General features: G+C 57.8%; 33 protein-coding genes and 1 tRNA gene. 22 read left to right on the top strand and 12 right to left on the bottom strand.

The features are described 5' to 3' along the window. Positions 1-145: 145 nt before the first annotated feature. A complete protein-coding gene (locus FEZ62_RS03690) occupies positions 146-1,342 on the top strand; it encodes an amino acid aminotransferase (RefSeq protein ID WP_172926844.1) in 1,197 nt (398 codons plus the stop codon). A 256-nt stretch (positions 1,343-1,598) separates the two neighbouring features. Then, positions 1,599-1,674 (top strand) — tRNA-Asn (locus FEZ62_RS03685). 517 nt (positions 1,675-2,191) lie between these two features. On the opposite strand, the gene FEZ62_RS03680 is transcribed toward FEZ62_RS03685, so the two are convergent. Then, entirely contained in the window at positions 2,192-2,530 is a 339-nt protein-coding gene (locus tag FEZ62_RS03680) for a hypothetical protein (RefSeq protein ID WP_172926843.1), read from the bottom strand. A gap of 390 nt (positions 2,531-2,920) precedes the next feature. Between FEZ62_RS03680 and FEZ62_RS03675 the strand changes: the two genes are divergently transcribed. The 13 genes from FEZ62_RS03675 (at position 2,921) to FEZ62_RS03615 (ending at position 9,128) form a co-directional block, all read left to right on the top strand. Further along, complete coding sequence (locus FEZ62_RS03675; RefSeq protein WP_172926842.1) at positions 2,921-3,487, top strand: HdeD family acid-resistance protein; 567 nt, start codon at positions 2,921-2,923, stop codon at positions 3,485-3,487. Positions 3,488-3,648: 161 nt separating this feature from the next. Next, positions 3,649-4,059 carry a low affinity iron permease family protein gene (locus tag FEZ62_RS03670; protein WP_069901808.1) on the top strand — a complete coding sequence of 137 codons (411 nt, stop codon included), beginning with the start codon at positions 3,649-3,651 and terminating at the stop codon, positions 4,057-4,059. Between the two features lie 134 nt (positions 4,060-4,193). Continuing rightward, positions 4,194-4,730, top strand: a complete 537-nt coding sequence (locus FEZ62_RS03665) for an AAA family ATPase (protein ID WP_172926841.1) — start codon at positions 4,194-4,196, stop codon at positions 4,728-4,730. 35 nt (positions 4,731-4,765) lie between these two features. Next, the gene (locus FEZ62_RS03660) at positions 4,766-5,098 is read left to right on the top strand and encodes a YnfA family protein (protein WP_172926840.1); all 333 of its coding nucleotides are present in this window, start codon (positions 4,766-4,768) and stop codon (positions 5,096-5,098) included. A 58-nt stretch (positions 5,099-5,156) separates the two neighbouring features. Continuing rightward, on the top strand, positions 5,157-5,525 hold the full coding sequence (locus FEZ62_RS03655) for a glyoxalase superfamily protein (RefSeq protein WP_172926839.1): 369 nt from the start codon (positions 5,157-5,159) through the stop codon (positions 5,523-5,525). 213 nt (positions 5,526-5,738) lie between these two features. After that, complete coding sequence (locus FEZ62_RS03650) at positions 5,739-6,566, top strand: PhzF family phenazine biosynthesis protein (protein ID WP_172926838.1); 828 nt, start codon at positions 5,739-5,741, stop codon at positions 6,564-6,566. Between the two features lie 40 nt (positions 6,567-6,606). After that, positions 6,607-7,002, top strand: a complete 396-nt coding sequence (locus FEZ62_RS03645) for a GFA family protein (RefSeq protein WP_172926837.1) — start codon at positions 6,607-6,609, stop codon at positions 7,000-7,002. A gap of 50 nt (positions 7,003-7,052) precedes the next feature. After that, positions 7,053-7,325, top strand: coding sequence for a hypothetical protein (locus FEZ62_RS03640; RefSeq protein WP_069901802.1), 273 nt, complete (start codon positions 7,053-7,055; stop codon positions 7,323-7,325). 13 nt (positions 7,326-7,338) lie between these two features. After that, on the top strand, positions 7,339-7,548 hold the full coding sequence (locus FEZ62_RS03635) for a hypothetical protein (protein ID WP_069901801.1): 210 nt from the start codon (positions 7,339-7,341) through the stop codon (positions 7,546-7,548). 63 nt (positions 7,549-7,611) lie between these two features. After that, positions 7,612-7,875: a pentapeptide repeat-containing protein gene (locus tag FEZ62_RS03630; RefSeq protein WP_172926836.1), complete on the top strand. Its 264-nt coding sequence runs from the start codon at positions 7,612-7,614 to the stop codon at positions 7,873-7,875. A 62-nt stretch (positions 7,876-7,937) separates the two neighbouring features. Next, positions 7,938-8,288: a DMT family protein gene (locus tag FEZ62_RS03625; protein WP_069901799.1), complete on the top strand. Its 351-nt coding sequence runs from the start codon at positions 7,938-7,940 to the stop codon at positions 8,286-8,288. A 111-nt stretch (positions 8,289-8,399) separates the two neighbouring features. After that, positions 8,400-8,780 (top strand): nuclear transport factor 2 family protein, encoded by a 381-nt coding sequence (locus tag FEZ62_RS03620; RefSeq protein ID WP_172926835.1) that lies wholly within the window; start codon positions 8,400-8,402, stop codon positions 8,778-8,780. Between the two features lie 21 nt (positions 8,781-8,801). Then, positions 8,802-9,128 (top strand): cupin domain-containing protein, encoded by a 327-nt coding sequence (locus FEZ62_RS03615; RefSeq protein WP_069901797.1) that lies wholly within the window; start codon positions 8,802-8,804, stop codon positions 9,126-9,128. 2 nt (positions 9,129-9,130) lie between these two features. Here FEZ62_RS03615 and FEZ62_RS03610 read toward each other — a convergent pair whose 3' ends face one another. Next, positions 9,131-9,526, bottom strand: a complete 396-nt coding sequence (locus tag FEZ62_RS03610) for a DUF488 family protein (protein ID WP_172927069.1) — start codon at positions 9,524-9,526, stop codon at positions 9,131-9,133. Between the two features lie 69 nt (positions 9,527-9,595). Here FEZ62_RS03610 and FEZ62_RS03605 point away from each other — a divergent pair, with 69 nt between their 5' ends. Further along, positions 9,596-10,261 carry a hypothetical protein gene (locus FEZ62_RS03605; protein ID WP_172926834.1) on the top strand — a complete coding sequence of 222 codons (666 nt, stop codon included), beginning with the start codon at positions 9,596-9,598 and terminating at the stop codon, positions 10,259-10,261. 173 nt (positions 10,262-10,434) lie between these two features. Next, a complete protein-coding gene (locus tag FEZ62_RS03600; protein WP_172926833.1) occupies positions 10,435-12,051 on the top strand; it encodes an NAD(P)/FAD-dependent oxidoreductase in 1,617 nt (538 codons plus the stop codon). A gap of 181 nt (positions 12,052-12,232) precedes the next feature. Here FEZ62_RS03600 and FEZ62_RS03595 read toward each other — a convergent pair whose 3' ends face one another. Continuing rightward, the gene (locus FEZ62_RS03595) at positions 12,233-12,553 is read right to left on the bottom strand and encodes a ComEA family DNA-binding protein (protein ID WP_069901794.1); all 321 of its coding nucleotides are present in this window, start codon (positions 12,551-12,553) and stop codon (positions 12,233-12,235) included. Between the two features lie 219 nt (positions 12,554-12,772). Between FEZ62_RS03595 and FEZ62_RS03590 the strand changes: the two genes are divergently transcribed. Continuing rightward, entirely contained in the window at positions 12,773-14,326 is a 1,554-nt protein-coding gene (locus FEZ62_RS03590; protein ID WP_242454869.1) for a beta (1-6) glucans synthase, read from the top strand. A gap of 51 nt (positions 14,327-14,377) precedes the next feature. Here the strand turns inward: FEZ62_RS03590 and FEZ62_RS03585 are convergent, their stop codons facing one another. Next, on the bottom strand, positions 14,378-14,758 hold the full coding sequence (locus FEZ62_RS03585; protein ID WP_172926831.1) for a hypothetical protein: 381 nt from the start codon (positions 14,756-14,758) through the stop codon (positions 14,378-14,380). A 121-nt stretch (positions 14,759-14,879) separates the two neighbouring features. Between FEZ62_RS03585 and FEZ62_RS03580 the strand changes: the two genes are divergently transcribed. The 4 genes from FEZ62_RS03580 to FEZ62_RS03565 all read left to right on the top strand — a co-directional run bounded on the left by FEZ62_RS03580 (position 14,880) and on the right by FEZ62_RS03565 (position 18,543). Beyond that, the gene (locus tag FEZ62_RS03580) at positions 14,880-15,371 is read left to right on the top strand and encodes a GNAT family N-acetyltransferase (protein WP_172926830.1); all 492 of its coding nucleotides are present in this window, start codon (positions 14,880-14,882) and stop codon (positions 15,369-15,371) included. 80 nt (positions 15,372-15,451) lie between these two features. After that, positions 15,452-16,750 (top strand): serine/threonine protein kinase, encoded by a 1,299-nt coding sequence (locus FEZ62_RS03575; RefSeq protein WP_069901791.1) that lies wholly within the window; start codon positions 15,452-15,454, stop codon positions 16,748-16,750. Next, entirely contained in the window at positions 16,743-17,525 is a 783-nt protein-coding gene (locus FEZ62_RS03570) for a VacJ family lipoprotein (RefSeq protein WP_090510606.1), read from the top strand. The genes FEZ62_RS03575 and FEZ62_RS03570 overlap by 8 nt, the downstream gene beginning before the upstream one ends. A gap of 160 nt (positions 17,526-17,685) precedes the next feature. Further along, on the top strand, positions 17,686-18,543 hold the full coding sequence (locus FEZ62_RS03565; protein WP_172926829.1) for a pirin family protein: 858 nt from the start codon (positions 17,686-17,688) through the stop codon (positions 18,541-18,543). Positions 18,544-18,619: 76 nt separating this feature from the next. Here the strand turns inward: FEZ62_RS03565 and FEZ62_RS03560 are convergent, their stop codons facing one another. From FEZ62_RS03560 to FEZ62_RS03525, 8 genes are read right to left on the bottom strand one after another with little or no spacing between them, the layout of a single operon-like run. Continuing rightward, on the bottom strand, positions 18,620-18,949 hold the full coding sequence (locus FEZ62_RS03560) for a hypothetical protein (protein WP_172926828.1): 330 nt from the start codon (positions 18,947-18,949) through the stop codon (positions 18,620-18,622). Then, positions 18,946-20,220, bottom strand: coding sequence for a c-type cytochrome biogenesis protein CcmI (gene ccmI / locus FEZ62_RS03555; RefSeq protein ID WP_172926827.1), 1,275 nt, complete (start codon positions 20,218-20,220; stop codon positions 18,946-18,948). The genes FEZ62_RS03560 and ccmI overlap by 4 nt, the downstream gene beginning before the upstream one ends. Further along, positions 20,220-20,699: a cytochrome c-type biogenesis protein gene (locus FEZ62_RS03550; RefSeq protein ID WP_069901786.1), complete on the bottom strand. Its 480-nt coding sequence runs from the start codon at positions 20,697-20,699 to the stop codon at positions 20,220-20,222. Before FEZ62_RS03550 ends, ccmI begins: the two co-directional genes overlap by 1 nt. Continuing rightward, a complete protein-coding gene (locus FEZ62_RS03545) occupies positions 20,696-21,232 on the bottom strand; it encodes a DsbE family thiol:disulfide interchange protein (RefSeq protein ID WP_172926826.1) in 537 nt (178 codons plus the stop codon). The genes FEZ62_RS03550 and FEZ62_RS03545 overlap by 4 nt, the downstream gene beginning before the upstream one ends. Next, positions 21,229-23,202, bottom strand: coding sequence for a heme lyase CcmF/NrfE family subunit (locus tag FEZ62_RS03540; protein WP_172927068.1), 1,974 nt, complete (start codon positions 23,200-23,202; stop codon positions 21,229-21,231). The genes FEZ62_RS03545 and FEZ62_RS03540 overlap by 4 nt, the downstream gene beginning before the upstream one ends. Before the next feature lie 11 nt (positions 23,203-23,213). After that, positions 23,214-23,672, bottom strand: coding sequence for a cytochrome c maturation protein CcmE (ccmE, locus tag FEZ62_RS03535; protein WP_069901784.1), 459 nt, complete (start codon positions 23,670-23,672; stop codon positions 23,214-23,216). Further along, a complete protein-coding gene (gene ccmD / locus FEZ62_RS03530) occupies positions 23,669-23,845 on the bottom strand; it encodes a heme exporter protein CcmD (RefSeq protein ID WP_069901783.1) in 177 nt (58 codons plus the stop codon). Before ccmD ends, ccmE begins: the two co-directional genes overlap by 4 nt. Beyond that, positions 23,842-24,597 carry a heme ABC transporter permease gene (locus FEZ62_RS03525; RefSeq protein WP_090510625.1) on the bottom strand — a complete coding sequence of 252 codons (756 nt, stop codon included), beginning with the start codon at positions 24,595-24,597 and terminating at the stop codon, positions 23,842-23,844. The genes ccmD and FEZ62_RS03525 overlap by 4 nt, the downstream gene beginning before the upstream one ends. Positions 24,598-24,667 lie beyond the last annotated feature (70 nt).

The following is a 24,667-nucleotide window of genomic DNA, read 5'->3' as shown; positions in this document are numbered from 1 at the left end:
GGCAAAAGAGCCTAACGAAAAGCGTGCTTGCGCAGTCGCAGCACGTGCACAGGCCCGTTATACTACCGGGCCAACTACGTAACCCACAGCCCTTGCCGACTGCGGGTTGCTGCCCTCCACTCTTTGCCACAGAGTTGCCGCATCCATGAGTCTGTTCTCTGCCGTCGAAATGGCTCCGCGCGATCCTATCCTGGGTCTTAACGAAGCATTCAACGCGGATACCCGCGCCACCAAGGTCAACCTCGGAGTTGGTGTGTACACCAACGAAGAAGGCCGTATTCCGCTGCTTCGCGCAGTGGCCGAGGCGGAAAAGGCGCGCATTGAAGCGCATGCCCCGCGCGGCTATCTGCCAATTGAAGGCATCGCGGCTTACGACCAAGCGGTACAAACCCTGTTGTTCGGCGCCAACTCGCGACTGATCAGCGAAGGCCGGGTAGTCACCACTCAGGCGCTCGGCGGTACCGGCGCACTGAAGATCGGTGCAGATTTTCTCAAGCGCCTGCTGCCGGATGCAACTGTCGCCATCAGCGACCCAAGCTGGGAAAACCACCGCGCCCTGTTCGAGTCGGCCGGCTTCCCTGTGCGTAATTATCGCTACTACGATGCATTCAGCAACGGTGTAAACCGCGGCGGCCTGCTCGAAGACCTGAAGAACCTGCCAACCCGCTCAATCGTTGTGCTGCACGCGTGCTGCCACAACCCGACCGGCGTAGATCTGAACCTCGAAGACTGGCAAGCGATCCTGGAAATCCTCCGTGAGCGCGAGCACGTGCCATTCCTCGACATCGCTTATCAGGGCTTTGGCGACGGCATTGAAGAAGATGCCGTGGCTGTGCGCCTGTTTGCTCAGTCGGGCCTGACCTTCTTCGTGTCCAGCTCGTTCTCCAAGTCGTTCTCGCTGTATGGCGAGCGCGTCGGCGCACTGTCGATCGTGACCGGCTCCAACGACGAAACCGGCCGCGTTCTGTCGCAGGTCAAGCGTGTCATCCGCACCAACTACTCCAACCCGCCAACGCATGGCGCCAGCGTTGTCGCCACCGTGCTCAACACGCCAGAGCTGCGGGCGATGTGGGAAGCCGAGCTGGGCGAAATGCGCGACCGCATCCGCAACATGCGCATGGCCATGGTTGAACAACTGGCCGCCCTTGGCGCCAAGCGCGATTTCAGCTTCGTTGCCCAACAGCGCGGCATGTTCTCCTACTCCGGCCTCACCACCGAGCAAGTAGAACGCCTGCGCAACGAGTTCGGCATCTACGCCGTCGGCACAGGCCGCATCTGCGTAGCGGCGCTGAACCAGCGCAACCTGCCAGCAGTGACCGAAGCAATCGCCAACGTCCTGTAAGCGATTAAGAGGCGCAACCAAAATGCGCCTCCAGCAGAATGGGTGTCGAGACAATCGACACCCTGAAAACGGCTAAAGGCTCAGATTGATTCTAAATAATCTGGGTTTTTATGCCGTTTTTTTCTTTTCAGCAGCGCCTCACCGGCCAAAATTCTGCAGCGCCAGCTAAAATTATAAAAGAGCGAAAAAAATTGCATTTCAATGATCGGCAGAGTGTTGACTTTCCGTTCTGAATCAGTAGGATACGCACCGTTGTTCCGCGATAGCTCAGTTGGTAGAGCAAATGACTGTTAATCATTGGGTCCCTGGTTCGAGTCCAGGTCGTGGAGCCAAATTCAAAGCCTCGGTTTAATAACCGGGGCTTTTTAATGCGTGTTACAAAACCATTCCCCCAACGACGGATCAACCTGCGGTTCATCCATCCTCCGTCACTCGCCTCGGTCCTGATGGCAAAACCGGAGGATGGATAACACGGCTACGCCGGGTAATCCGTCATGGCGATGAAATCGCCCAATGCGTGCGCCCCCATTACACGCCAATCCCTCAATGACGGATCAACCTTCGGTTCATCCATCCTCCGATACTCGCCTCGGTCCTGATGGCCAAACCGGGGGATGGATAACACGGCCACGCCGGGTAATCCGTCATGGTGATGACAATCGCCTAAACCGGCCGCATCCATTTCACGCCAATCCCTCAATGACGGATCAACCTACGGTTCATCCATCCTCCGCCGCTCGCCTCGGTCCTGATGGCCAAACCGGAGGATGGATAACACGGCGGCGCCGGGTAATCCGTCATGGCGATGGCAATCGCCCAATGCGTGCGCCCCCATTTCATGCCGATCCCTCAATGACGGATCAACCTGCGGTTCATCCATCCTCCGCCACTCGCCTCGGTCTTGATGGCCAAACCGGAGGATGGATAACACGGCGGCGCCGGGTAATCCGTCATGGCGATGACAATCGCCCAATGCGGTCGCAGCCATTTCACGCCAATCCCCCAATGACGGATCAACCTGCGGTTCATCCATCCTCCGCCACTCGCCTTGGTCTTGATGGCCAAACACCGGGGGATGGATAACACGGCCACGCCGGGTAATCCGTCATGGCGATGACAATCGCCTAAACCGGTCGCATCCATTTCACGCCGATCCCTCAATGACGGATCAACCTTCGGTTCATCCATCCTCCGAGACTCGCCTCGGTCTTGATGGCCAAACCGGAGGATGGATAACACGGCGGCGCCGGGTAATCCGTCATGGCGATGGCAATCGCCCAATCTCGGGCCCGCGGCAATGCCGCACCTTTGCTCAACGGTCACCTAACCTGCGGTTATCCATCTTTCGGTGGGCTAGCTCTACTATTTTGCCGGGCAGCTTCGGTCTCCAAAGGCGTCGACGCCATACCACGTTGTCCTTTCCCCCAGCCCCGTATCGCTAATGCCCCGATCCATGCCTGTTAGACACCCCGTGCGCACATTTATGGACGGCGTATGACTCAAGCAAAAATTGCAGATTGGCATAGACTGAAGTGGCAGGTTCTTAATTGACGGAGTAAATCGCATATGGATATTCAGATGGATAAAAACCAATTGTCCGGCATTCTTTCCGATACATGGTGGATGCTGCTGGTGCGCGGCGTGATAGCAATTTTGTTTGGCGTACTGACGTGGATCCAACCGGGCATTTCTCTGGCGGCATTAGTCATTCTGTTCGGTATCTATAGCCTGACGGATGGGGTACTGGGGATTTGGACTGCAATATCCGGGCGTAAAGAAGACGATCACTGGTGGGCCTTTCTTCTCTGGGGGCTGGTCGGCGTGGGCATTGGTGTACTGACGCTCACTGCCCCGGGCATTACGACCGTGGCGCTGATGTTCTACATTGCGATCTGGGCGATTGCATCGGGGGTTATGCAGGTGGTTACGGCTATTCGTCTGCGCCGTGAGATCAAGGGTGAGTGGTTGTTGATTCTGGCAGGTGCCGCCTCGATTCTGTTTGGCGTGATCATGGTGGCGCAACCGCTTGCCGGCGCGCTGACCCTGCTCTGGCTCATCGCCACATATGCGGTTGTTTTTGGCGTGATCATGGTGGTGCTGGCGTTCAAGGCCAAGAAGTTCAAGAAACAACTGGTTAATGGCTAACGCCTCAGGCCCATAGCTCAACCGTTAATTAAGGGATCAGCCCGATGCAAATAGTCGGCTGATCCCTTTTTTGTGCAGCCACCCTCATCCAAGACTGATTGCTACTAAACGACCTGATCCTCGACAAAAAGTAAGTCCCCAACCGTAACGGGAGCCGCCTGATGCAACGCAACGCCTGGTATTCGCGCTTCGCCAAATCGGCGGCACACTTTTGCGGCCGCCCACGCGTATTCACCTTCGCTGCCGGGTTAATCGTCGTATGGCTGATCAGCGGCCCGCTGTTTGGCTTCAGCGACACCTGGCAGTTGGTGATAAATACCGGCACGACCATCATCACCTTCCTGATGGTGTTCCTCATCCAAAACACTCAGAACCGCGACACTGAGGCGATTCAGGTCAAGCTGGATGAATTGATTCGTGCCACCCAAGGTGCGCACAACGCGCTGCTGGACCTTGAGGAGTTGGAGGAAGACGCGCTGGATGCCTTCAAGCTCAAATATCAGGCCCTGGCCGCAGCCGCACGGGCTGGCCTGTCTTCAGGCGACCAGGACACGGGCACACCCGAGGCCTAAGCACGTGCCAAGCTCAATCTGTAACTTTTCAACAAACTTGAACCTGTGCTCGGGTAAAGTGCTCAGACCTTGTGCCACGGCCACGCAAACACTCGGTAGCAGCAGATGACTCCCAGCACACATTGGCGGTGTAAATGAATAGCAGATTTGTACTCACGGGCGGCCCGGGTGCGGGCAAAACCAGCGTACTGCATGCCTTGCAGCAACGTGAACTGGCGGTTGCACCGGAGTCTGCCAGGCAAATCATCCAAGCCCGTCTGAGTCAGAACCTGCCGCCGCGCCCAGACCCAAAAACCTTTGCCCAGGACGTTCTGCGCGCAGACATCGAGCAATATCACAAACTCTGGATCGAGGACGAGCCCACGTTTTACGACCGTGGCGTTCTCGATGCGTTGAACATGCTCAATGTCATCGGCGCCCTTTCACACCTCGACAAGGCCCGCAAAGTGGTTGCCCATCCGTACAACGAGGTGGTGTTTTTATTCGAGCCGTGGCCGGAAATCTACACGACCGACGCCGAGCGCGACCAGACCTTCGAGGAATCGGTGCAGGTTTTCGAAGGATTGAAACAGTGGTACACGCTCTGGGGATACACGCCTGTCGAGGTGCCCAAGGTGAGTATTGAAGAGCGCGCCGACTTCATTCTGGACGTAGTCGAAGATGTATTTTGACTCCCCGCACCAGCGGCTGTTGCAGGTAATCGCCCATGCCTGAGCTTAAAACCATCGGCCTGTTTGTACTGACCGCGCTGGCCGAAATAATCGGCTGCTATTTACCCTATCTGTGGTTGAAGCAAGGCAAGAGCATTTGGCTGCTGCTCCCGGCATTGCTCAGCATGAGCCTGTTTGCCTGGCTCCTGACCCTGCACCCAACGGCCGCAGGTCGCGTGTATGCAGCCTATGGCGGCGTTTATATAGCGACCGCGCTGATTTGGCTGTGGCTGGTGGACGGGATCAAGCCCAGCCACTGGGACCTGATTGGCGGCGGCGTGGCGCTGCTGGGCATGGCAATCATCATGTTTGCCCCGCGCCAGCTTTGAAGCGCCAGGCTGAACTATACAAAGCTTACACAACAACTCGCACAGGGAACGCGTGACCATGAAGCTGCTGCAAACCACCCCGATTCTGCGGATTTTCGACAGTGCCAAGGCTCTCGAATTTTATGTCGACTTCCTCGGTTTCACGCTCGACTGGCAACATCGCTTTGCCGCAGACTTACCGCTATATATGCAGGTCTCGCGCGATGCCTGCATCATTCACCTGTCCGAGCATCACGGCGATTGCTGCCCCGGTGCGGCACTGCGTATCGAGAGCGCAGACATCGATGCACTGCAGCAACAATTACTCGCCAAAGCCTACGGCTACAGTCGCCCGCACATTGCAGACATGCCGTGGGGCAGCCGCGATATGTCGGTGATGGACCCGTTCGGCAACCGCCTGACCTTCACCATGGCCACCGACACCTGAGAAATCAGGCCGTCAGACGTCGCCAATACGGACTGCAAACGAGCGATGCGCTATGCCTGGCGCAACTGGCGGAACGCAGACGCCAACAACCGCAGCGCGGCGCTTTTGATAGCGAAGAAGACTTTCCAACACTCGGACAGTTGTTTGCAGCACCAGGCGCAACGCAAGACTTCACAGTAAAATTGATAACACGCGACTAACCCCGGAGAGATCATGGACATCCAACGATTGGCGGCATTTGCTGATGGAGAAACGGGCGGCAATCCTGCTGGCATAGTTATCTGTAACGAACTGCCTGCCGCCGAGGACATGCAGCGTATCGCCCATGAAGTCGGTTACTCCGAAACAGCCTTCGCCGCGCCTCAAGGCTCGGCATGGCTCGTGCGCTATTTCTCGCCAGAATCGGAAGTGCCTTTCTGTGGCCATGCAACCATTGCACTGGGCGCGGCGCTGGCCATGCGTCACGGCAATGGCGTCTATCCGCTGGAACTGAATCTGGCATCGATCAGCGTCGAAGGCCAACAAACCGATGGGCAACTCTCAGCGGCGCTGCAATCCCCTCCCACACGCAGCGCGCCAGCGCCCGATGACCTGCTGGATCAAGCACTGGCGTTATTCGGCTATAACCGTGCAGCACTGGACACGCGCATTGCACCCGCGCTGGCAAACGGCGGCGCCGATCATTTGCTGATCATGCTCAACAGCCGCGAACAACTCGCTGCCATGCACTACGACCAGGAGGCTGGACGCAAGCTGATGAACGATGCCGGGCTGGTGACCATTCTGCTCGGCTATGCGCAAACACCGCAGTTGATCCATAGCCGGAATCCGTTTGCCTCGGGCGGCGTTTACGAAGACCCGGCAACCGGCGCAGCAACCGCAGCACTGGCGGGCTACCTGCGTGACATCAGCTGGCCACATAACGGCCAAATAGAGATCATTCAGGGTGAAGACATGGGGATGCGCTCGCGAATCACCGCGCAGATTCCCCCAACACCAGGCGCCTCCATCCGTGTTTCAGGCGCGGTACGAACCCTCTGAAAGCAACAACCAATCACTAACCAGCGTCTCTGGAGGCAACATGAAAGGCAGTTGTTTGTGTGGCTCAATCGAATACCAGATAGACAGCCTCGACAAGCCAATCGGGCATTGTCATTGCCGCACCTGCCGCAAGGCGCACTCAGCGGCCTTTGCCACCACGGCCGGGGTACTGCGCGAGCATTTTCGCTGGCTCAAAGGTGAAGACAAACTAGCAGCTTTCGAGTCATCACCCGGCAAACTGCGGCGCTTCTGCTCAGTCTGCGGCTCGCACTTGGTTGCCGAGCGCGACCAGCAGCCTCATGTGATTGTGCGCGTTGCCACACTCGATGAAGACCCTGGCGTGCAACCTCAGCACCATATCTGGACTGAATACGACGTGCCGTGGCTCGAATACAACGGCCTGCCGGCCTATGATCAGTGGCAGCCGGGGCGCTGAAACCCGTATGCTTGGCGCTTTAAGCCTGAGCGCAGAAACAGGAGCCGGACATGGAAGCGAAAGTGATAATTGCCATCGTGGTGATCGTGGCGCTTATCGGCCATTACTGGCTCTATAAATGGATCAAGTTCAAAATCGATGAAGGCGTGGTGCTGAAGTTTCTGCGAGACGCTGCCGGCACAAACCCTGAAACCCTCCACACCGCGCAAGACATGGCCGAAGCGTTACTCCTGCCCCCCGACCGGGTTCGCGCAGTTTGCACGCGCAGCCCGGAAATTATCGCCGTTCAGGGCGCGCCAGACACCTGGAGCCTGAAACGCTGATGGGTAACTCAGGTTGAGCTTAGACACGGCATCACTGTTGTGGGGTTTGCTGTTCGGCTCTATTGGCCTTGGCTACGCCATTTACGGCAAGAAACAGCGCTCGGCCGTGCCCTTTGTCTGCGGCCTTCTGCTGATGGGCCTGCCCTACTTCATCGAATCTGTTGTGCTGATGGTCGCGGTGTGCGCCGTGGTGGCGGCATTGCCTTACTTTTTCAGGCGCTAGGCTCACCAAACGCGTGTTCACCGCGATAAATGGATGCTGCAACCACTGCCAAGGAGCACAGCGATGCCGAACACCAACGCCGTACACCACGAGAACACCGACCTTACAGGCTCGACTTTTGACGACGTCAATTTGAGCCACGCCTGCTTCAATGACGTTCGCATAGATCTGGCGCAGTTCAACAACGTCTCGTTGCGTAACGCTACCCTGCGCAACGTCTGCCTGAGCGGGGTTCGTATCGAAGATGCCGACCTCAGCGAAATGACCATTGATGGCATTGCCGTCAGCGAGTTGTTTCGCGCCTACCAGCTGCTTCACGCGCGTTGAATTCGACCCTATCATTGGCGCTCGCGGCCTGAATCTGGCCTGACCTCGCAGAAACCACAGCAATGAATCCAATCCTCGTCTCAATCGGGCTTCTCGCCTGCAGCAATGTGTTCATGACCTTCGCCTGGTATGCCCACCTCAAGGAATTGAATAACAAACCCTGGATAATCGCCGCGTTCATCAGTTGGGGCATCGCGCTGTTCGAATACTTGCTGCAGGTTCCGGCCAACCGCATTGGCTTTACTGTGTTGAGTGTCGGCCAACTGAAAATCATTCAGGAAGTCATCACCCTGAGTGTTTTCGTGCCGTTCTCGGTGATGTACCTCAAAGAACCACTGAAGCTGGATTACTTGTGGGCAGGCCTTTGCCTGGTGGGCGCGGTTTACTTTATGTTTAGAAGCAAGCTCGGCTGATCCGGCTGGCAAAAGCTGAAAATTGTGGCTTTTCGGGTGATGCGCTTTACTCATGCGCTAACCCACTGGCCTCGCGGACCAGCATCACGCGCCACCTGACAGGAGCCGAAGATGAGCACAGCCCAGTCAAACAAAGAAACCGCAGTCGCCTTTCTCCAGCTGGCTATCTCGGGGCATAGCGCCAAAGCCTACAGCGCCTGCGTGCGCCACGACTTCATCCACCATAACCCGCACTTCAAGGGCGATGCCCAGTCGCTGATGCAGGCCATGCAGGAAAATGCCGAGAACAATCCTTGCGCCGCACTCGAGGTGCAGACCTGCTTGCAGGACGGTGACCGCGTGGCTGTTCACTCGCGGGTGATTCACAAACCGGGTGATCCCGGCATTGCGGTGGTGCACCTGTTTAGATTTGTCGATGGCCTTATCGTCGAACTGTGGGATATTGCTCAGGCGGTGCCTGCCCAGTCACCTAATCAACACGGAATGTTCTAGCTATCCCGATACGGAGGTTTCATGAGCGGTCTTTATCCCGACAAATTTCGCACCCTACCCCTCTACAGCGGGCGATTTGATGCCTACAAGCTGGCGGCAGACGGCGCCGATGTCCTGCTGGCCTCCTACGCCAGCGGCGACCATATCGAACCCCACAGCCACGACACCGATAACTATGGGGTGATTATTCGCGGCGAATTAATCTTGCATATGCACGGCGCTGTTCAGCGCTTCGGCATCGGCGACTGGTATCACGTACCGGCGCATGTTGAACATGCCGCCTCTTTCGAGCAGGACACCGACGAAATCGAGTTCTGGTTCAAGCCAACCGACATCGCAGCAGAATAGCCTTAGCGTTCGTCGGCGTAACACACTGGCGAGCTTGAATCGCCGCGCCTATCCAGCTCATCCTCAAGGAATTCGGCCAAGACCACGGCGTTATTCTGCTCCGTGTCCTTGGCCGCATACAGCAGCGTCAGGGTTTCACGTGCGGCGATCACCAGCAGTTGCTGCCAGTATTGCGGATGCGCCGCCAGTTCCTGACGATAACCCTTACGGAACTCAGTGAAGGTGTCGGGGTGTTGGTGAAACTGTTTGCGCAACGCATCACTCGGCGCCACCTCTTTGCACCAGTTAACGTCAGACAAATCAGCCTTGCTGATGCCGCGCGGCCACAGCCTATCCACCAGCACCCGCTGTCCGTCGTTATCGGTTACGGCTTCATAGACTCGCTTAGATTGAATCATCGCCATGCTGCCTCTTGTGAACACCGGGCGGGCTCGGTAACGTGGCCGCACTTGTCAGGAGACCTTGTGATGCAACTCAGCCGCGCCTTTGTATTTGCCCTGTTACCCATTTTTGCCGGTTGCGTGTACACCGGCAAGCCGGATGCGCCGATTCCTTCCAGTCGCATGCAAGGCGAAGTGAAAATGAGTGCCGGCAAACTGCTGTTCCAGCCGTGCGATGAGAAGCGTCAGTTTGTCATCAGCGACGATGACCCAACCGGTGTTGCTCAGGACGCCCGCCGCCTGATGGCCGACGGCGCTTCCTCGCTTCACGCCGACTTTGGCGGCCAGTTGACCGCCGGTGGCAACAACGAAGCCGATGGCCGATTTGTGCTCGACACGGTTTATCGCCTGCAGGCCGAAGGCCAAACCTGCCGCGACCTGAACTTCTTGCCAACCGTGATCAACGCCAGTGGCACTGAGCCAGACTGGAATGTGTTGGTCAGCAATAAGGGCATGCTCCTCAAGCGTCTGGGTAAAGACCCGCTGGTTCTGCCTTATGTGGTCGAGCAGTTGCCGGAAGGCCGCACCAGCATCGCCAGCGAAGCCAATGGTGAGCGCGTTGAGTTGTGGGTCACTCCGCAGCGCTGCATTAACAGCATGAGCGGCGGCGTTCAGCACCTGAGCGCAGAACTGCGCCTCAATGGCACGGTTATGCGCGGTTGTGCCTACTACGGCGGCGCATACGACCGCTGAATCGCAAGTGGCTGCTGGCGACCCCCGATGCTGGCAGCCGCTGCTTCGCAACACTTTCAGCCAAACGGCTGACCGGGCTCAGCGCCGGGCAGTCTCGCGGCGCGCAAATCCGCGTATAATCAGCGCCTTCTCAAGTTGCCGGGTTGCCTCCGGCCCTGAATGTGGACGCCCTCATGCTGCGCATTACCGAACTCAAATTACCCCTCGATCATCCGGAAGAAGCCCTGCGCCCTGCTATTGCGCAGCGTCTTGGCATCAACGATGACGCCCTGCTCGACTTCACGCTGTTCAAACGCAGCTACGATGCGCGCAAGAAATCCAGCGAATTGCAGTTCATCTACACCATCGACTGCGCCGTGCGTGATGAAGCCGCACTGCTCGAAAAATTCGCTGAAGACCGCCACATCAGCGTCAGCCCCGACATCAGCTACAAGCCTGCGGGCGTAGCCAAGACCGCGCCTGAACAACGCCCAATCGTTGTCGGTTTTGGCCCCTGCGGAATTTTTGCGGCCTTGATTCTGGCGCAGGCCGGTCTTAAACCAATCGTGCTGGAACGCGGCAAGGAAGTCCGCCAACGCACCAAAGACACCTGGGGTTTGTGGCGCAAGAATGTGCTTAACCCGGAATCCAACGTGCAATTTGGTGAGGGCGGCGCCGGGACATTCTCGGACGGCAAACTCTACAGCCAGATCAAGGACCCGAAATTTCTCGGCCGCAAAGTGCTCACCGAGTTCGTCAAAGCCGGCGCGCCGGAAGAGATCATGTACGTCAGCAAGCCGCATATCGGCACCTTCCGCCTCACCGGCGTGGTGGCCACCATGCGCGAAGAAATCAAGGCGCTGGGCGGCGAAGTCCGTTTTGAGCAGCGCGTCAGCGATGTCTTGATAGAAGACGGTCAACTGCAAGGCGTAGTGCTCGAAAACGGCGAACAATTGCTCAGCCGTCACGTGATTCTGGCGCTCGGTCACAGCTCGCGAGACACCTTCCGCATGCTCCACAGCCGCGACGTGTTCATGGAAGCCAAACCGTTCTCGGTGGGGTTCCGCATTGAACACCCGCAATCGATCATCGACCGCGCCCGTCTGGGCAAATATGCCGGCCACCCGAAACTGGGCGCGGCCGACTACAAACTGGTGCATCACGCAAAAAATGGCCGTTCGGTTTACAGCTTCTGTATGTGTCCGGGCGGCACTGTGGTGGCGGCAACATCCGAGCCCAATCGCGTGGTCACCAACGGCATGAGCCAGTACTCGCGTAATGAGCGCAACGCCAATGCCGGTATTGTCGTGGGCATCACTCCGGAACAGGATTATCCGGGCGGTCCGTTGGCGGGTGTCGAACTGCAAGAGCAGCTTGAATCTCACGCCTACATTCTCGGCGGCAGCACCTATGAAGCGCCAGGCCAATTGGTCGGTGATTTCATTGCTGGCAAGCCATCCACGGGACTGGGCAGCGTCGAGCCGTCCTACAAGCCAGGCGTGAAACTGGGCGATCTGGCGCCATCTTTGCCGGATTTTGCCATTGAAGCCATTCGCGAGGCGCTGCCGGCGTTCGAAAAGCAGATTCGCGGCTTCTCGATGCACGATGCAGTGCTCACCGGAATCGAAACCCGCACGTCATCGCCCCTGCGTATCACCCGCAACGCAGAACTGCAAAGCCTTAACGTCAAAGGTTTGTTCCCGGCAGGTGAAGGTGCAGGTTACGCCGGCGGGATTCTCTCGGCGGGCGTCGACGGCATTCGGGTTGCTGAAGCGGTAATCCATGACATGCTCGGCACCTCTCCTGCCTGAGCCCTTTTACAGCGCAATACAGCGGCGGGTGGCGTGTTCAACCCCACCCGCCCCGGCACAGATGCCACAAACGTTTTGCGTGCCGCGCCACCGCCTAAACTCGCTGAGGCATTGCGCAGCTATTCACATTCCTGCCGCCTATCTCCAGCAACCGGCATTGCGCCGGCGGCTGGTATACACCTCAGTCAACGATCAGTTTGTCGCGATTTTTATCGATGATCGAGGTGCCAATTCCTTTCACCTCCAGCAATTCATCGACGCTGACAAAATCGCCATGCGCGTCGCGATGATTGACTATCTCCGAGGCTTTTACCTCGCCTACACCAGCCAAAGACTGCTGCAAGGTTTGTGCATCGGCGGTATTGAGGTTTATCGCACTGTTGTTTTGCTCCTGAACGGCCGGTTCAGTACCGGCCACTGCCTGCTCCGGCTCGGCCATTACATGACAAGGGCCTGCTAACAGGAGGGTTGCAAAAATGAGCTGCAAAAAATGACTGCGCATGGTCGAACTCCATCTCGGTTAATATTGGCCGGCCTGGCCACAGTTGCGTTGGCGAACTGCAAGGGCAAACCTAGCTGGCAGCAAGCGGCTGTCAATCCGGGGCTTGTGTTTGCGCGCTCATATCGTTTAAGTAGAGCGTTCACGGTCGGTTAATCCGTCCATATCCGCGCCGCTGCGCTTGGGCTAATATGCGCCGCTTGTCCCTTGACTACCGCAACTATGCCAGCCAAAAAACCCTCTGTTCGCCTCGTCTACCTTGTTGCTTGCGCAGTCAGCCTCGCTCTCCTGACCTACCTTTGGTACGGACTTGGCCGCGCGGTGAACCTGCCCGATGTTGCCAGCGCCAGCCACAAAATGCAGTGCGCCTCATACAGCCCGTTCGGCAAGGACCAATCGCCATTCCAGCAGCCGCTGCAAATACACCGCGAGCAAATGGAGACCGATCTGGCGCTGCTGGCCAAGCAATTCACCTGCGTGCGCAGCTATTCGGTCACAGGCCTTGAGGCGTTGCCAGAAATTGCCCGCGAACATGGCCTCACATTGATGATCGGCGCCTGGGTCAGCCGCAGCCATGACGACACCCAAGTCGAAATCAACAACGCGATACGCATGGCCAACGCCAATCCGGATGTTGTCAAAGCGGTCATCGTCGGCAACGAGGCGCTGCTGCGCAAAGAGGTGACGCCGCGCCAATTGGTCAAGCTGATCGAGCAGGTCAAAGCCAAGGTCAAGCAGCCTGTCACTTACGCCGATGTCTGGGAGTTCTGGCTCAAGCATCCGGAAGTAGCACCGGCGGTAGACTTCATCACCATCCACCTGCTGCCCTATTGGGAAGATAATCCGGCGGGCATCGACACTGCGCTGAGCAAAGTCGCCAAGGTGCATGATCGCTTTGCCAAGCAATTCGCCCCGAAAGAGATTTTCATCGGTGAAACCGGCTGGCCAAGCGAAGGCCGCCAGCGTGAAACCGCAGCGCCCAGCCGGGTCAATCAGGCGCTCTTCATGCGCGGCTTCGTGGCGATGGCTGAGGAAAATGGCTGGGATTACAACTTGATCGAAGCGTTCGATCAGCCCTGGAAGCGCGCCAGCGAAGGCGCAGTGGGCGGTTACTGGGGGCTTTATGATGCCGACCGCAACGACAAGGCAATTCTGCAGGGCGATGTCTCCAATGTGCCTGACTGGCCCGTCTGGCTGGCGGTCAGTGGCGCTTTGGTGCTGATCGCCTTATGGCTGGGCGGTACAGTCACTTCGCGACGCAATGCCTTGCTGCTGCCTGCACTGGCCAGTATTGCCGGGGGTTCTATCGCGCTATGGGTCCAGTTGAGCTGGCTTACCAGCCGCTATTGGGGCGAATGGTTGTGGGCATTTGCCTTGCTGCTGCTCAATTTGATGGTTATGGCGCACGCCGCTCTCGCCCTTTCAAATCAACACGGCTGGCGTCAGCGTTGGTTTCAGTGGTTGCAGCGTCGCGCCCATTACTGGCTGCTGGGCGCAGGTTTTGCGGGGGCAGTAATGATGCTCGCGTTGGTGGTCGATGCGCGTTATCGCAGCTTCCCGAGCAGTGCTTTGCTGCTGCCGGCGTTGTTTTATGCATTGCGCCCAGTGCGCATGCCGGTTCGTGAGTGCAGGCTGCTGGCGCTGATCATTACGCTGGGCATTGCACCGCAGCTGTATATCGAAACTCTGGGCAATCAGCAGGCCATTGGCTGGGCGCTGGTCAGTGCACTGCTCGCCTGCGCACTCTGGCGCAGCTCGCGGCCGTTGCCCGGTTAAGGACTCGCAAACCCCGCAATGGTTTTGTGCACATAGCCATGAGTCGGCACATCAAGCGGCAGCGAAAGGCCGCTTGTTGTCACGCACCAAACGCAACAGCGCCAACACCGTAGCCAGCACACCGAGGCTGGCGCTGTACAAAATGAGCGCCGGTATCGCCAGCAAAAAACTCAGCCCTGCGATAACACGCCCTGATTTGCCCGGCCAGAAAAAAGCCACTACGGCGCTGATCAACGCGGCAGCCGACAAGACCCCGAAATGTATCCAAAGTCCCAGATAGGCTCGCAACTGGCACTGCCAGCTCACCTCGGGTTGCAGACAAATATCGACCCACTGCGGGCCTTCCATCAAGCTATAGCGCAGCCACAAACTGGCTGCCAGAACCAGCAAGGCACTCACCGCAAAGACCAGCCAACCGAGGTAACGAGGCATCAACATGCATTCCTATCAATCAAGCCCGCTAGAGTAATCTGACGGCCAAAGGATGCAAGTGCTGTTGCTCATTTGCCGGTAGCACGGCATTCTCTTCAGGCTAAGCCGTTAAGGAATGACCATGCACCAGATAAACACCCGCCCTGCTCAACCTCAAGACGTCGGATTCATCATCGAGTTGATTGGCGAGCTGGCCGAGTACGAGAAACTCAGTGATCAGGTGGTTGCCGATCCCGCGCAGTTGTCCGAACACCTGTTTGGCGCCAAACCCTATGCTGAAGTGCTGATCGGGGAAATCGACGGCGTACCCATGGGCTTTGCGCTGTTCTTCCACAATTATTCGACGTTTCTGACCAAGCCCGGCATCTACCTCGAAGACCTCTATGTGCGGCAGTCCGCGCGCGGCGTCGGTCTCGGCAAAGCATTGCTCGGGGCACTGGCCAAGCTGGCCGTCGAGCGTAATTGCGGTCGCCTGGAATGGTCTGTTCTCGACTGGAATGAACCCGCGATCGGCTTTTACAAGAAGCTGGGCGCAGTGCCGCAAGATGAATGGACGGTCTACCGGTTAACCGGCCCGGCCTTGGGTGAGTTGGCTGCCTATAACAATAAATAGCAGGCTAAGCGATCATTTCGCTTAATCGATTGTCATACATCCATAACTAAATTGCCCTGCTTGCTAAACAGGATTTTGCCATGCTGCGTGTTTTCTACTTTGCCGCTGTACTCTGCGGTCTGTTTTCCAGTGCGCCGGTTTTAGCACTGGATGTAGACCCACAGACTTACGGCTACCCGATCACCAATCCGTTCGCCGCCACGCTGGCCACCACCCCGGAAGCTCTGCGCCCGAAGCTTCCGGAGGACAGCGACATTGATCAGGATGACTACAAGATCCAGCTGCATCCCGAGCGCGCCTTTGAGTTGACTGACAACTTTTGGCCGGTCACCAAGATGGGTTACCGGTTGGCCCGGCAAAAAGGCGCTGCGCCGCTGGTATTCATCATTGCCGGCACAGGTGCGGCTTACTCCAGCAGCACGCCCGAATACCTGAAAAAACTGTTTTATGGCGCGGGCTACCATGTGGTGCAACTCTCATCGCCTACAAGCTATGACTTCATGGTATCGGCTTCGCGCTTCGCCACGCCTGGCGTGTCTACCGAAGATGCCGACGATCTCTACCGCGCCATGCAGGCGGTACGTGCTCAGCACCCGGAACTCAAAGTCACCGACTATTACCTCACCGGTTACAGCCTGGGCGGCCTGCACGCCGCGTTCGTCAGCAAGCTGGATGAAACGCGCCGCAGCTTCAACTTCAAACGCGTACTCCTGCTCAACCCGCCAGTGAACTTGTACGCCTCGATCAGCAACCTCAACAAGCTGGTGCAAACCGAGGTCAAGGGGGTCAGCAACAACACCAACTTCTATGACTTGATCTTCAAGAAGCTCACCCGCTACTTCAAGCAAAAGGGCTACATCGACATCAATGAAGCGATGCTGGCCGACTTCCAAAGCTCCAAGGAAGCCTTGAACGATGAGCAGATGGCGATGCTGATCGGCACGGCATTTCGCTTCTCATCCGCCGATATCGCCTTCACCTCAGACCTGCTCAACCATCGCGGGCTGATCACCCCGCCAGACGTCAAGATCAAGAAAAGCACCGACATGACGCCGTATTTCCGCCGTGCGCTGACGTGCGACTTTGACTGCTACATGACCGAACAGCTGATCCCCATGTGGCGAGCGCGCTATGACGGCGGCAGCCTCAATCAATTGATTCAGGACGTCAGTCTCTACAGCCTCAAGGACTACCTGCACAACAGCCCGAAAATTGCGGTCATGCACAACGCCGACGACATCATCCTCAGCCGTGGCGATCTGGGCTTTTTGCGCAGCACCTTTGGTGATCGTCTGACTGTTTATCCGCTCGGGGGCCATTGCGGCAACCTTAATTACCGCGTCAACAGCGACGCCATGCTGGAGTTCTTCCGTGGTTAAGAATCTTCTCCTGCCGTCCTTGTTACTCGCCACCAGCCTGGCCCATGCACAGCCTGATAGCGAAAAACCCGCTGTCGATGACGATGGCTTCAAGAATCCGCTGCAAGAACTCAAGTTCCGACCGGGTCTGGATCAACGCGTTTTTGAGCGATCAACCCTCGAAGCACTTGAAGTCTACGATCCGTTTGAACCGATCAACCGGGAAATCTACCACTTCAACTACCGCTTTGATGAGTGGGTGTTGTTGCCAACGGTGCGCGGCTATCGCTGGATAACCCCGGATTTTGTTGAAGACCGGGTGACCAATTTCTTCAACAACATCCGCGACTTCAGCGGCCTGATGAACAGCCTGTTGCAGCTCAAGGTCAAACGTTCGATGGACACCACCGCACGCATCCTCCTCAACACCACCATTGGTGTATTGGGCGCCTGGGACCCGGCGACCAAGATGGGCATTCCCCAGCAGCGCGAAGACTTTGGCCAAACACTGGGTTACTGGGGTGTGCCAGCCGGCCCTTACCTGATGCTGCCGTTCTTCGGCCCATCCAGCCTGCGCGATGGCACCGGCCTGCTGGTCGACTTCGAGACCGAAGGCTCTGTGGATTTCCTTGAGTTTGCCTCGATCAGCATGGACACCCTGCCCATGACCGCTCTGTGGGCAATCGACCTGCGCAAGACCACTGACTTCCGTTACGGCCAGCTCAACTCGCCATTCGAGTACGAGAAAATCCGCTACGTGGTGACCGAGGCACGTAAGCTGCAAATCGCCGAGTAACGCCGAAAGTTATGCTGTATCTGCCTTTAACCGGGGCAACTGAGCTCACCCGGTTAAAGGCAAACCATCAAACTATTCGATTACTAAGCCGTAAATTACTCACCCATCAATCGAATAAATCAGAATAAGCTAGGCACATCGCTCACTACGGAGGTGCCACATGGATAACCCTCGCTCCATTCTCAGCATTCAGCCCGGCCAGCCTGCATCGGATGGCGCTGGCGTGCGTCTAAACCGGGTAATTGGTGGCGCCGGTATCGAACGCTTCGACCCGTTTCTGATGCTCGATGAGTTCTCGACCGACAATCCCGATGACTACATCGCCGGTTTTCCACCGCACCCGCACCGCGGCTTCGAAACCATTACCTACATGCTTGAAGGGCGCATGCGCCACGAAGACCATCTGGGCAATGTCGGCTTGCTGCAAGCCGGTGACGTGCAATGGATGACCGCCGCACGCGGAATCATTCACAGTGAAATGCCCGAGCAGGAGCACGGCATGATGCGCGGCTTTCAGCTGTGGCTGAACCTGCCAGGCAAAGACAAGATGAACCCCGCCGACTATCGCGACATACCGGCCAAGAGCATCCCACGCATTACCACCGAAGCGGGTGTTGAGGCCGTGGTGATTGCGGGTACATTGCGCACCGCAAACATTGAACAGGCAGGCGCGGTGCAGCGGCCGCATACCGAACCGCAGCTGTTCGATCTGGCCTTGCCGGCTGGCTCGCACATCGCGCCGCTGCTGGCAGATGGCATCCGCCCGATGCTTTATGTGTATTCAGGTGAAATCCAGCTGCAGGGCACGCCGAACCGTAGCGTCAAGGCTGGCAACTTGGTGCGTCTGTCGGATAGCGGCAGCCTGACTATCTACAGCGAATCTGGCGCACGCGTGCTGCTGATTGCCGGCAAGCCGCTGGGTGAGCCCATCGTGCAATATGGGCCGTTCGTGATGAACAGTCGCGAAGAGATCGAGCAGGCCATGCGTGATTTTCGCGATGGCGTATTCGGCCAATAACGGACGGTATTTGCCAGCAATAAAAAAACCGCACAGCCGGGAGGTTGTGCGGTTTTTTTATCGAACCCTGAACGCGTTACTGGCTGTATTGGCGATACAGGCCAGGCGGAATCCCGCTGCTGTCGGTGTCGGTCCACGGGCCGTTCGGGCTTACCGCCCAGCTCCAGCCATTGTTCCAGCGGTAGTAGGTGCGTTCGCGGTAGTACATATCCCGCTGGCCACCCACGGCATACACGCCCAGGCTTGGCACCCATTCGCTACTCACGCCAGGCGGCGGTGCATAGCGCGGATGCGACGGCTTGGTCGGCAACTGGCTGGCCGGCGTAGTGCCTGGCGTCGTGCTCTGCACGGCGCACCCCGAAACAAACAACAAACCGGCGACTAGCGCCCCACGTATCAGTTTCATTGGACTTGAGTGTCTGCTGTGTTGATGGTCAGTTGCTGCAACTCGGCGGTGTCATTGTTCAAGGGTTCGCTCTGCCCCACCCATTCGCCTTCGCGGGCATTGCCACTACGCGAAATGCGCGCCACCAGTTGCACCTGTTTGAAACCGGAAATTTTCAGCATCGGCATCATTGCATCAGCGTCGGACAAACTCACCTCGGCTGGCAAATCTGCCACCGTCATGCGCTTGACGGCCAACGGCATTGGCGGGCCGGAAACGGCGCGGGCGAATACGAACACACTGTCGCCCGGCTGCACCTTGTCTTTAAGGTCGGCGGCCAGTGAAACCTTGACGTTAAGCTTGGCAGCGCTGTCAGTGGCAGCCGTTTGTGGCTCAGCCGACTGCGGCCCAGCCGATTGCGGCCCAGCCTGCTGATCAGCGCCGGCAACAGCCGGAGCCTGAGCGTCCGGATTGATCTGCGCACGCGCACGCTCAATACCGCCCTGAATCGCGGCACGCGAAGGGTCTTCAGGCGGCAGCACGGCCACCAGCTTTTCCCAATAGCCAATCGCATCGTTGAAGCGGCCTTCCTCGAACGCCGCGATACCCAGCAGCCCAAGGCTTGTTGCCTCTTCCGGGTCGGCCTTCAGTGCCTCGTCGGTGATGCTTTGCAGTTGCTCGGTCCATTGCTTGTCACTGGCAAAATACAACGCCTGCGCCCATTGGCCGAGTAATGCAGGGTCGCGGCTGCTCAACTCAATGGAACGCTCGAAAGCCTTGGCGGCCTCGCTGGCGCGCTCTTGCGCCATGTAAGTACGGCCGAGGAAATACCAGCCTTCTGCCGAGTTGGGGTCTTCTTTCAGGGAGTTCTCAAGCCGGGCAGTCATCTCCTCGATGCTCTTGGGCTGATTCTCAACCATGTCCACCGTGCGCTCGACATCGCCAATCGCGCCCCAGTGCAGATACATGCCATAGCCCATCAACGGCACCAGCAAGGCGATGATAATCGGCACCTGACGGCCCAGCACAGTTGTGCCCTTGCCTTGCAAGCCATCGGTATCAGCCAGCAGTTCGCGGGCGGCTTCATCTTTGCCCGCCTGCAACTGCTCGGCAGTCAACACGTTGGCCGCTGCCTGTTTTTCGAGTTCAGCCATGCGCTCCTGATAGAGCGTAACGTTGAGTGCAGTGCGGTCTTCTTCGGTTTGAGCCTTACGCCCGCGCACCAGTGGAACCAACAAGAAACCCAGAGCGGCCACTAATAGCAGGCCGGCTAACAGCCAAAATTCAATCATCAGTCTTTCTTATCCAAAGGCGCTTGAGTTAACAGGGCGTCAAGACGTTGCTGCTCATCGGCAAGCAGGCCAGTAGGCGCTGCGGCTTTCTTACGTCGACGGATGAGGATGACCGCCAGCACGATAAAGCCGCAGATCAGCAAACCACCTGGCCCATACCAGAGCAGCATGGTGCGCGCCGTAACTGGCGGGTTGTAGAGCACGAAATTGCCGTAGCGGGCGACCAGATAATCAATGATCTGCTGGTTGTCCTTGCCCTCTTCCATCATGCGGTAGATTTCCGCACGCAGGTCCATGGCAATCGGTGCATCCGAATCGGCAATGTTCTGGTTCTGGCATTTCGGGCAACGCAGCTCTTCGGTGAGCGTGCGATAGCGCATGCGTTCGGCGTCGGTCTTGAACACATAAGTGTCAATGGCCGCATTGGCCACGCCGATCAAGCTGAGGCCAATCACACAGGCCGCTAGCAAACGTTTCATGGCGTGCCCTCATCAACCAGCGCCTGATACAGCGGTGCCAGCTTATCGCGCCAAACCGACTCGTCGATCACACCGACAAACTTGTGGCGGATGATGCCGTTCTTGTCGATCAGGAAGGTTTCCGGCGCACCATAAACCCCCAAATCCAGACCCAGCGTACCTTTCGGATCGCTGATATTCAGTTGGTATGGGTCCTGGAATTCCCTGAGCCATTTCTGCGCAGCGGCGTTGTCATCCTTGTAATTGACGCCGTAGATATTGACGCCGGTCTTGGCAATCTCGTTGAGTACCGGGTGCTCGACTTTGCACGAGATGCACCAGGTCGCCCAAATGTTTACCAGCGCCGGCTTACCCTTGATGTCCGCCAGCGACACAGTCTTGTCGCCTTCAACTGCAGGCAGCTCGAAGCCCGGAAACGGCTTGTCGATCAGCGCCGAAGGCAGCTCAGACGGGTTGAGAAACAACCCGCGATAGAGAAACACGGCGACAGCCAGAAAGATCGCCAGAGGCACCAGTAAAATCAGTCGTTTCATGCTTGTGCTCCTGCCATCCCCAACGCCTCGCGCACGCGCGTTTTGACCTTGACCCGATAACGCCGGTCAGCAGCAGCCAGCAAGCCGCCCAGGCCCATCAGCAAAGCGCCGAGCCAGATCCAGCGCACAAATGGCTTAACCTGAACCCGCACGGCCCACGCGCCGTTTTCCAGCGGCTCGCCCAAGGCAACGAACAAGTCGCGGGTGAAGCCGGCATCAATCGCCGCTTCGGTCATCATCGACTGCTGAACCTGATAAAAACGTTTTTCCGGGTGCAGAACGGCAATCTGCTTACCGTCTTCAAGTACCCGCACGGTGCCACGGTCAGCCTGGAAATTCGGGCCTTCGCGATGGGCAGCGCCCTCAAACACGAACTGGTAGTGGCCCATGTCAACCGAGTCACCCGGCGCCATGCGCAGGTCACGCTCGAAGTTGCCAACGCTGGTCAGCACCACGCCCATGGCGCAGACCGCCAGGCCGAAGTGGGCCATCTGCATGCCCCAATAGCTGCGGCCCAGACCCGGCAATCCTTTGAGCAAACCCTTGTGCCGGGTTTTGTCGAGAATGTCGCGCACGCCCGCCAATACCACCCACGCCGACAGCATGAACACGGCCAGTACCGACCAGTTGAAGTCGCCCAGCAGCAGCGTGGCAATAACCGCCAACACTGCACTGGCCAGTGCAACCGGCAGCAGCATGCTGATCAGCCACTTCACCGGCGTGTCTTTCCAGCGCACCAGCACGCCTACTGCCAGCACGGCCATCAGCAGGCCAATCAACGGCACGAACAAGGCATTGAAGTAAGGCGGGCCGACCGACAATTTGGCGCCGGTCATGGCATCCAGCACCAACGGATACAGGGTGCCGAGCAGAATCATTGCCGCCGTGACGACCAAGATCAGGTTGTTGATCAGCAGGAATGTTTCCCGTGACCACAATGCAAAACCGACCTGACTTTTAACCACCGGCGCACGCACTGCAAACAAGGCCAGCGAGCCGCCTACGACGACCAGCAGGAACGCCAAGATAAACACCCCGCGCTCCGGATCTGTGGCGAACGCGTGCACAGAGGTAAGAACACCCGAGCGCACCAGGAACGTACCGAGCAGGCTCAGCGAGAACGCGGCGATGGCCAACAGCACGGTCCAGCTTTTGAACACGCCACGCTTTTCGGTAACCGCCAATGAGTGAATCAGCGCGGTGCCGACCAGCCACGGCATGAACGAGGCATTCTCTACCGGGTCCCAGAACCACCAGCCGCCCCAGCCAAGCTCGTAATACGCCCACCAGGAACCGAGCGCGATGCCTATGCCGAGAAATGCCCAGGCAATAATCGTCCACGGCCGCGACCAGCGCGCCCATGCAGCGTCCAGCTTGCCGCCGAGCAACGCCGCAATGGCGAAGGCGAAGGCGACCGAGAAACCGACATAGCCCATGTAGAGCATCGGCGGGTGAATGATCAGGCCAAAGTCCTGCAGCAGCGGATTGAGGTCACGGCCATCTGCAGGGATATTCGGCAGCAAGCGTGCAAAAGGGTTGGAGGTGATGATCAGAAACAGCAGGAAGCCAACGCTGATCATGCCCATCACACCGAGTACACGGGCGAGCATTTCTTCCGGCAACTGGCGCGAGAAGACCGACACCGCAAAGGTCCAGCCGCCAAGGATCAGCGCCCAGAGCAGCAATGAACCTTCGTGAGCGCCCCACACGGCGCTGAACTTGTAGTACCACGGCAGTGCGCTGTTGGAGTTGCTGGCAACGTAGCGCACCGAGAAGTCATCGACCATGAAGGCATAGGTCAGGCACGCAAATGAGAACAGCAGAAAGGCAAACTGGCCCCAGGCGGCTGGCTGGGCCAGACTCATCCACTGGCGATCACCCCGCCAGGCACCAATCATCGGCAGGGTTGCCTGCACCAGCGCCATGCACAGCGCCAGAATCATGGCCAGATGGCCAAGTTCCGGGATCATCAGACTGCTGTTCATGCTCCGCCCTCTTTGGTCTGTGGTTTCGACTTGCCGCTTTCATTGAGGGCTTTGGTCACCTCGGGCGGCATGTACTGTTCATCGTGCTTGGCCAATACCTGATCGGCCTCAAGCACGCCGTCCGCATTGAGTTTGCCCAGCGCAACAATGCCCTGCCCTTCACGGAACAGATCCGGAAGAATGCCGTGATAACGAATGGTCACGCTCTTGGCAAAATCGGTTACGACGAATTCATTGCTCAACGAATCACCCGAGCGTTTCAGCGATCCTTCCTCAACCATGCCACCGGCGCGAATCCTCGAACCGGTTGGTGCTTCACCGTTGGCGATTTGCGTCGGGGTGTAGAACAGGTTGATATTTTCCTGCAGCGCCGACAACGCCAGCGCGACAGCAATACCTACGCCGGCAACCAGAGCCAGAACAATATACAGACGCTTTTTACGGACCGCGTTCACGATTTTTTCTCCCGGCGCAAACGGCGCGCCTCGTCTTGCAGATAACGCCGTTTAGCTAGAATCGGCATGGCTATATTCAACGCGACAACCGCCAGACTGATGCCATACGCCGACCAGACGTAGGCTCCATGTTTGCCCATTGCCAGAAAATCCTGGAAGGAGTCGAAACTCATGAGCGCGCCTCCACCTGGCGAATAACTTCAGCCTTGGCCCAACTGCTCCGCGACTCGCGCTTGAGAACTTCAAGGCGCATGCGCAGCAACAGCACAACCACAAAGAAACAGTAAAAACCCAGCACCGAGATCAGCAGCGGCAACCACATTTCGGCGCTCATGCTGGCCTTGCCGGTAATCTTGAAGGTCGCCGGCTGATGCAGGGTATTCCACCACTCAACCGACTTCTGGATGATCGGGATATTCACAGCGCCCACCAGTGCCAGAACCGCACAGGCCTTGGCCGAGCTGTCACGATTACTGATTGCCTGGCCGAGTGCAATGACGCCGAAGTACAGGAACAGCAGGATCAGCATCGAGGTCAGTCGCGCATCCCAGACCCAATATGTGCCCCATGTGGGTTTACCCCAGATGGCGCCGGTGACCAACGCGATAAAACACAGCCAGGCGCCAATCGGCGCGGCTTGTTGCAGGGCCACGTCGGCCAGTTTCATTTTCCAGATGAGGCTTACAGCGCCGGCCAGCGCCATGGTGATGTAACAGGCCTGCGCAAGGAATGCAGCCGGCACGTGGATGTAGATGATCCGGTAGCTGTCACCCTGATACCGTTCGGGCGGCGCAAACGCCAGCCCCCAGACAAGTCCGACGACCATCAGGACGCCCGCCGCGACAGCCAACCAGGGCAGCCAACGGCCACTGATCTCGTAGAACCATTTAGGTGAGCCGAGTTTATGAAACCACGTCCAGTTCATCTATTTACTCATCAGTTCTTCAATTATTCGGTGGAGCTTCCCACCGGCACACAAGGCCGCAGGACGTTAG

This window comes from Pseudomonas sp. MS19, assembly GCF_013277615.1.
Classification (GTDB): domain Bacteria; phylum Pseudomonadota; class Gammaproteobacteria; order Pseudomonadales; family Pseudomonadaceae; genus Aquipseudomonas; species Aquipseudomonas marincola.
Note: the sequence above shows the minus strand (reverse complement) of the source record. Positions and strands in the feature narration are given on the sequence as shown.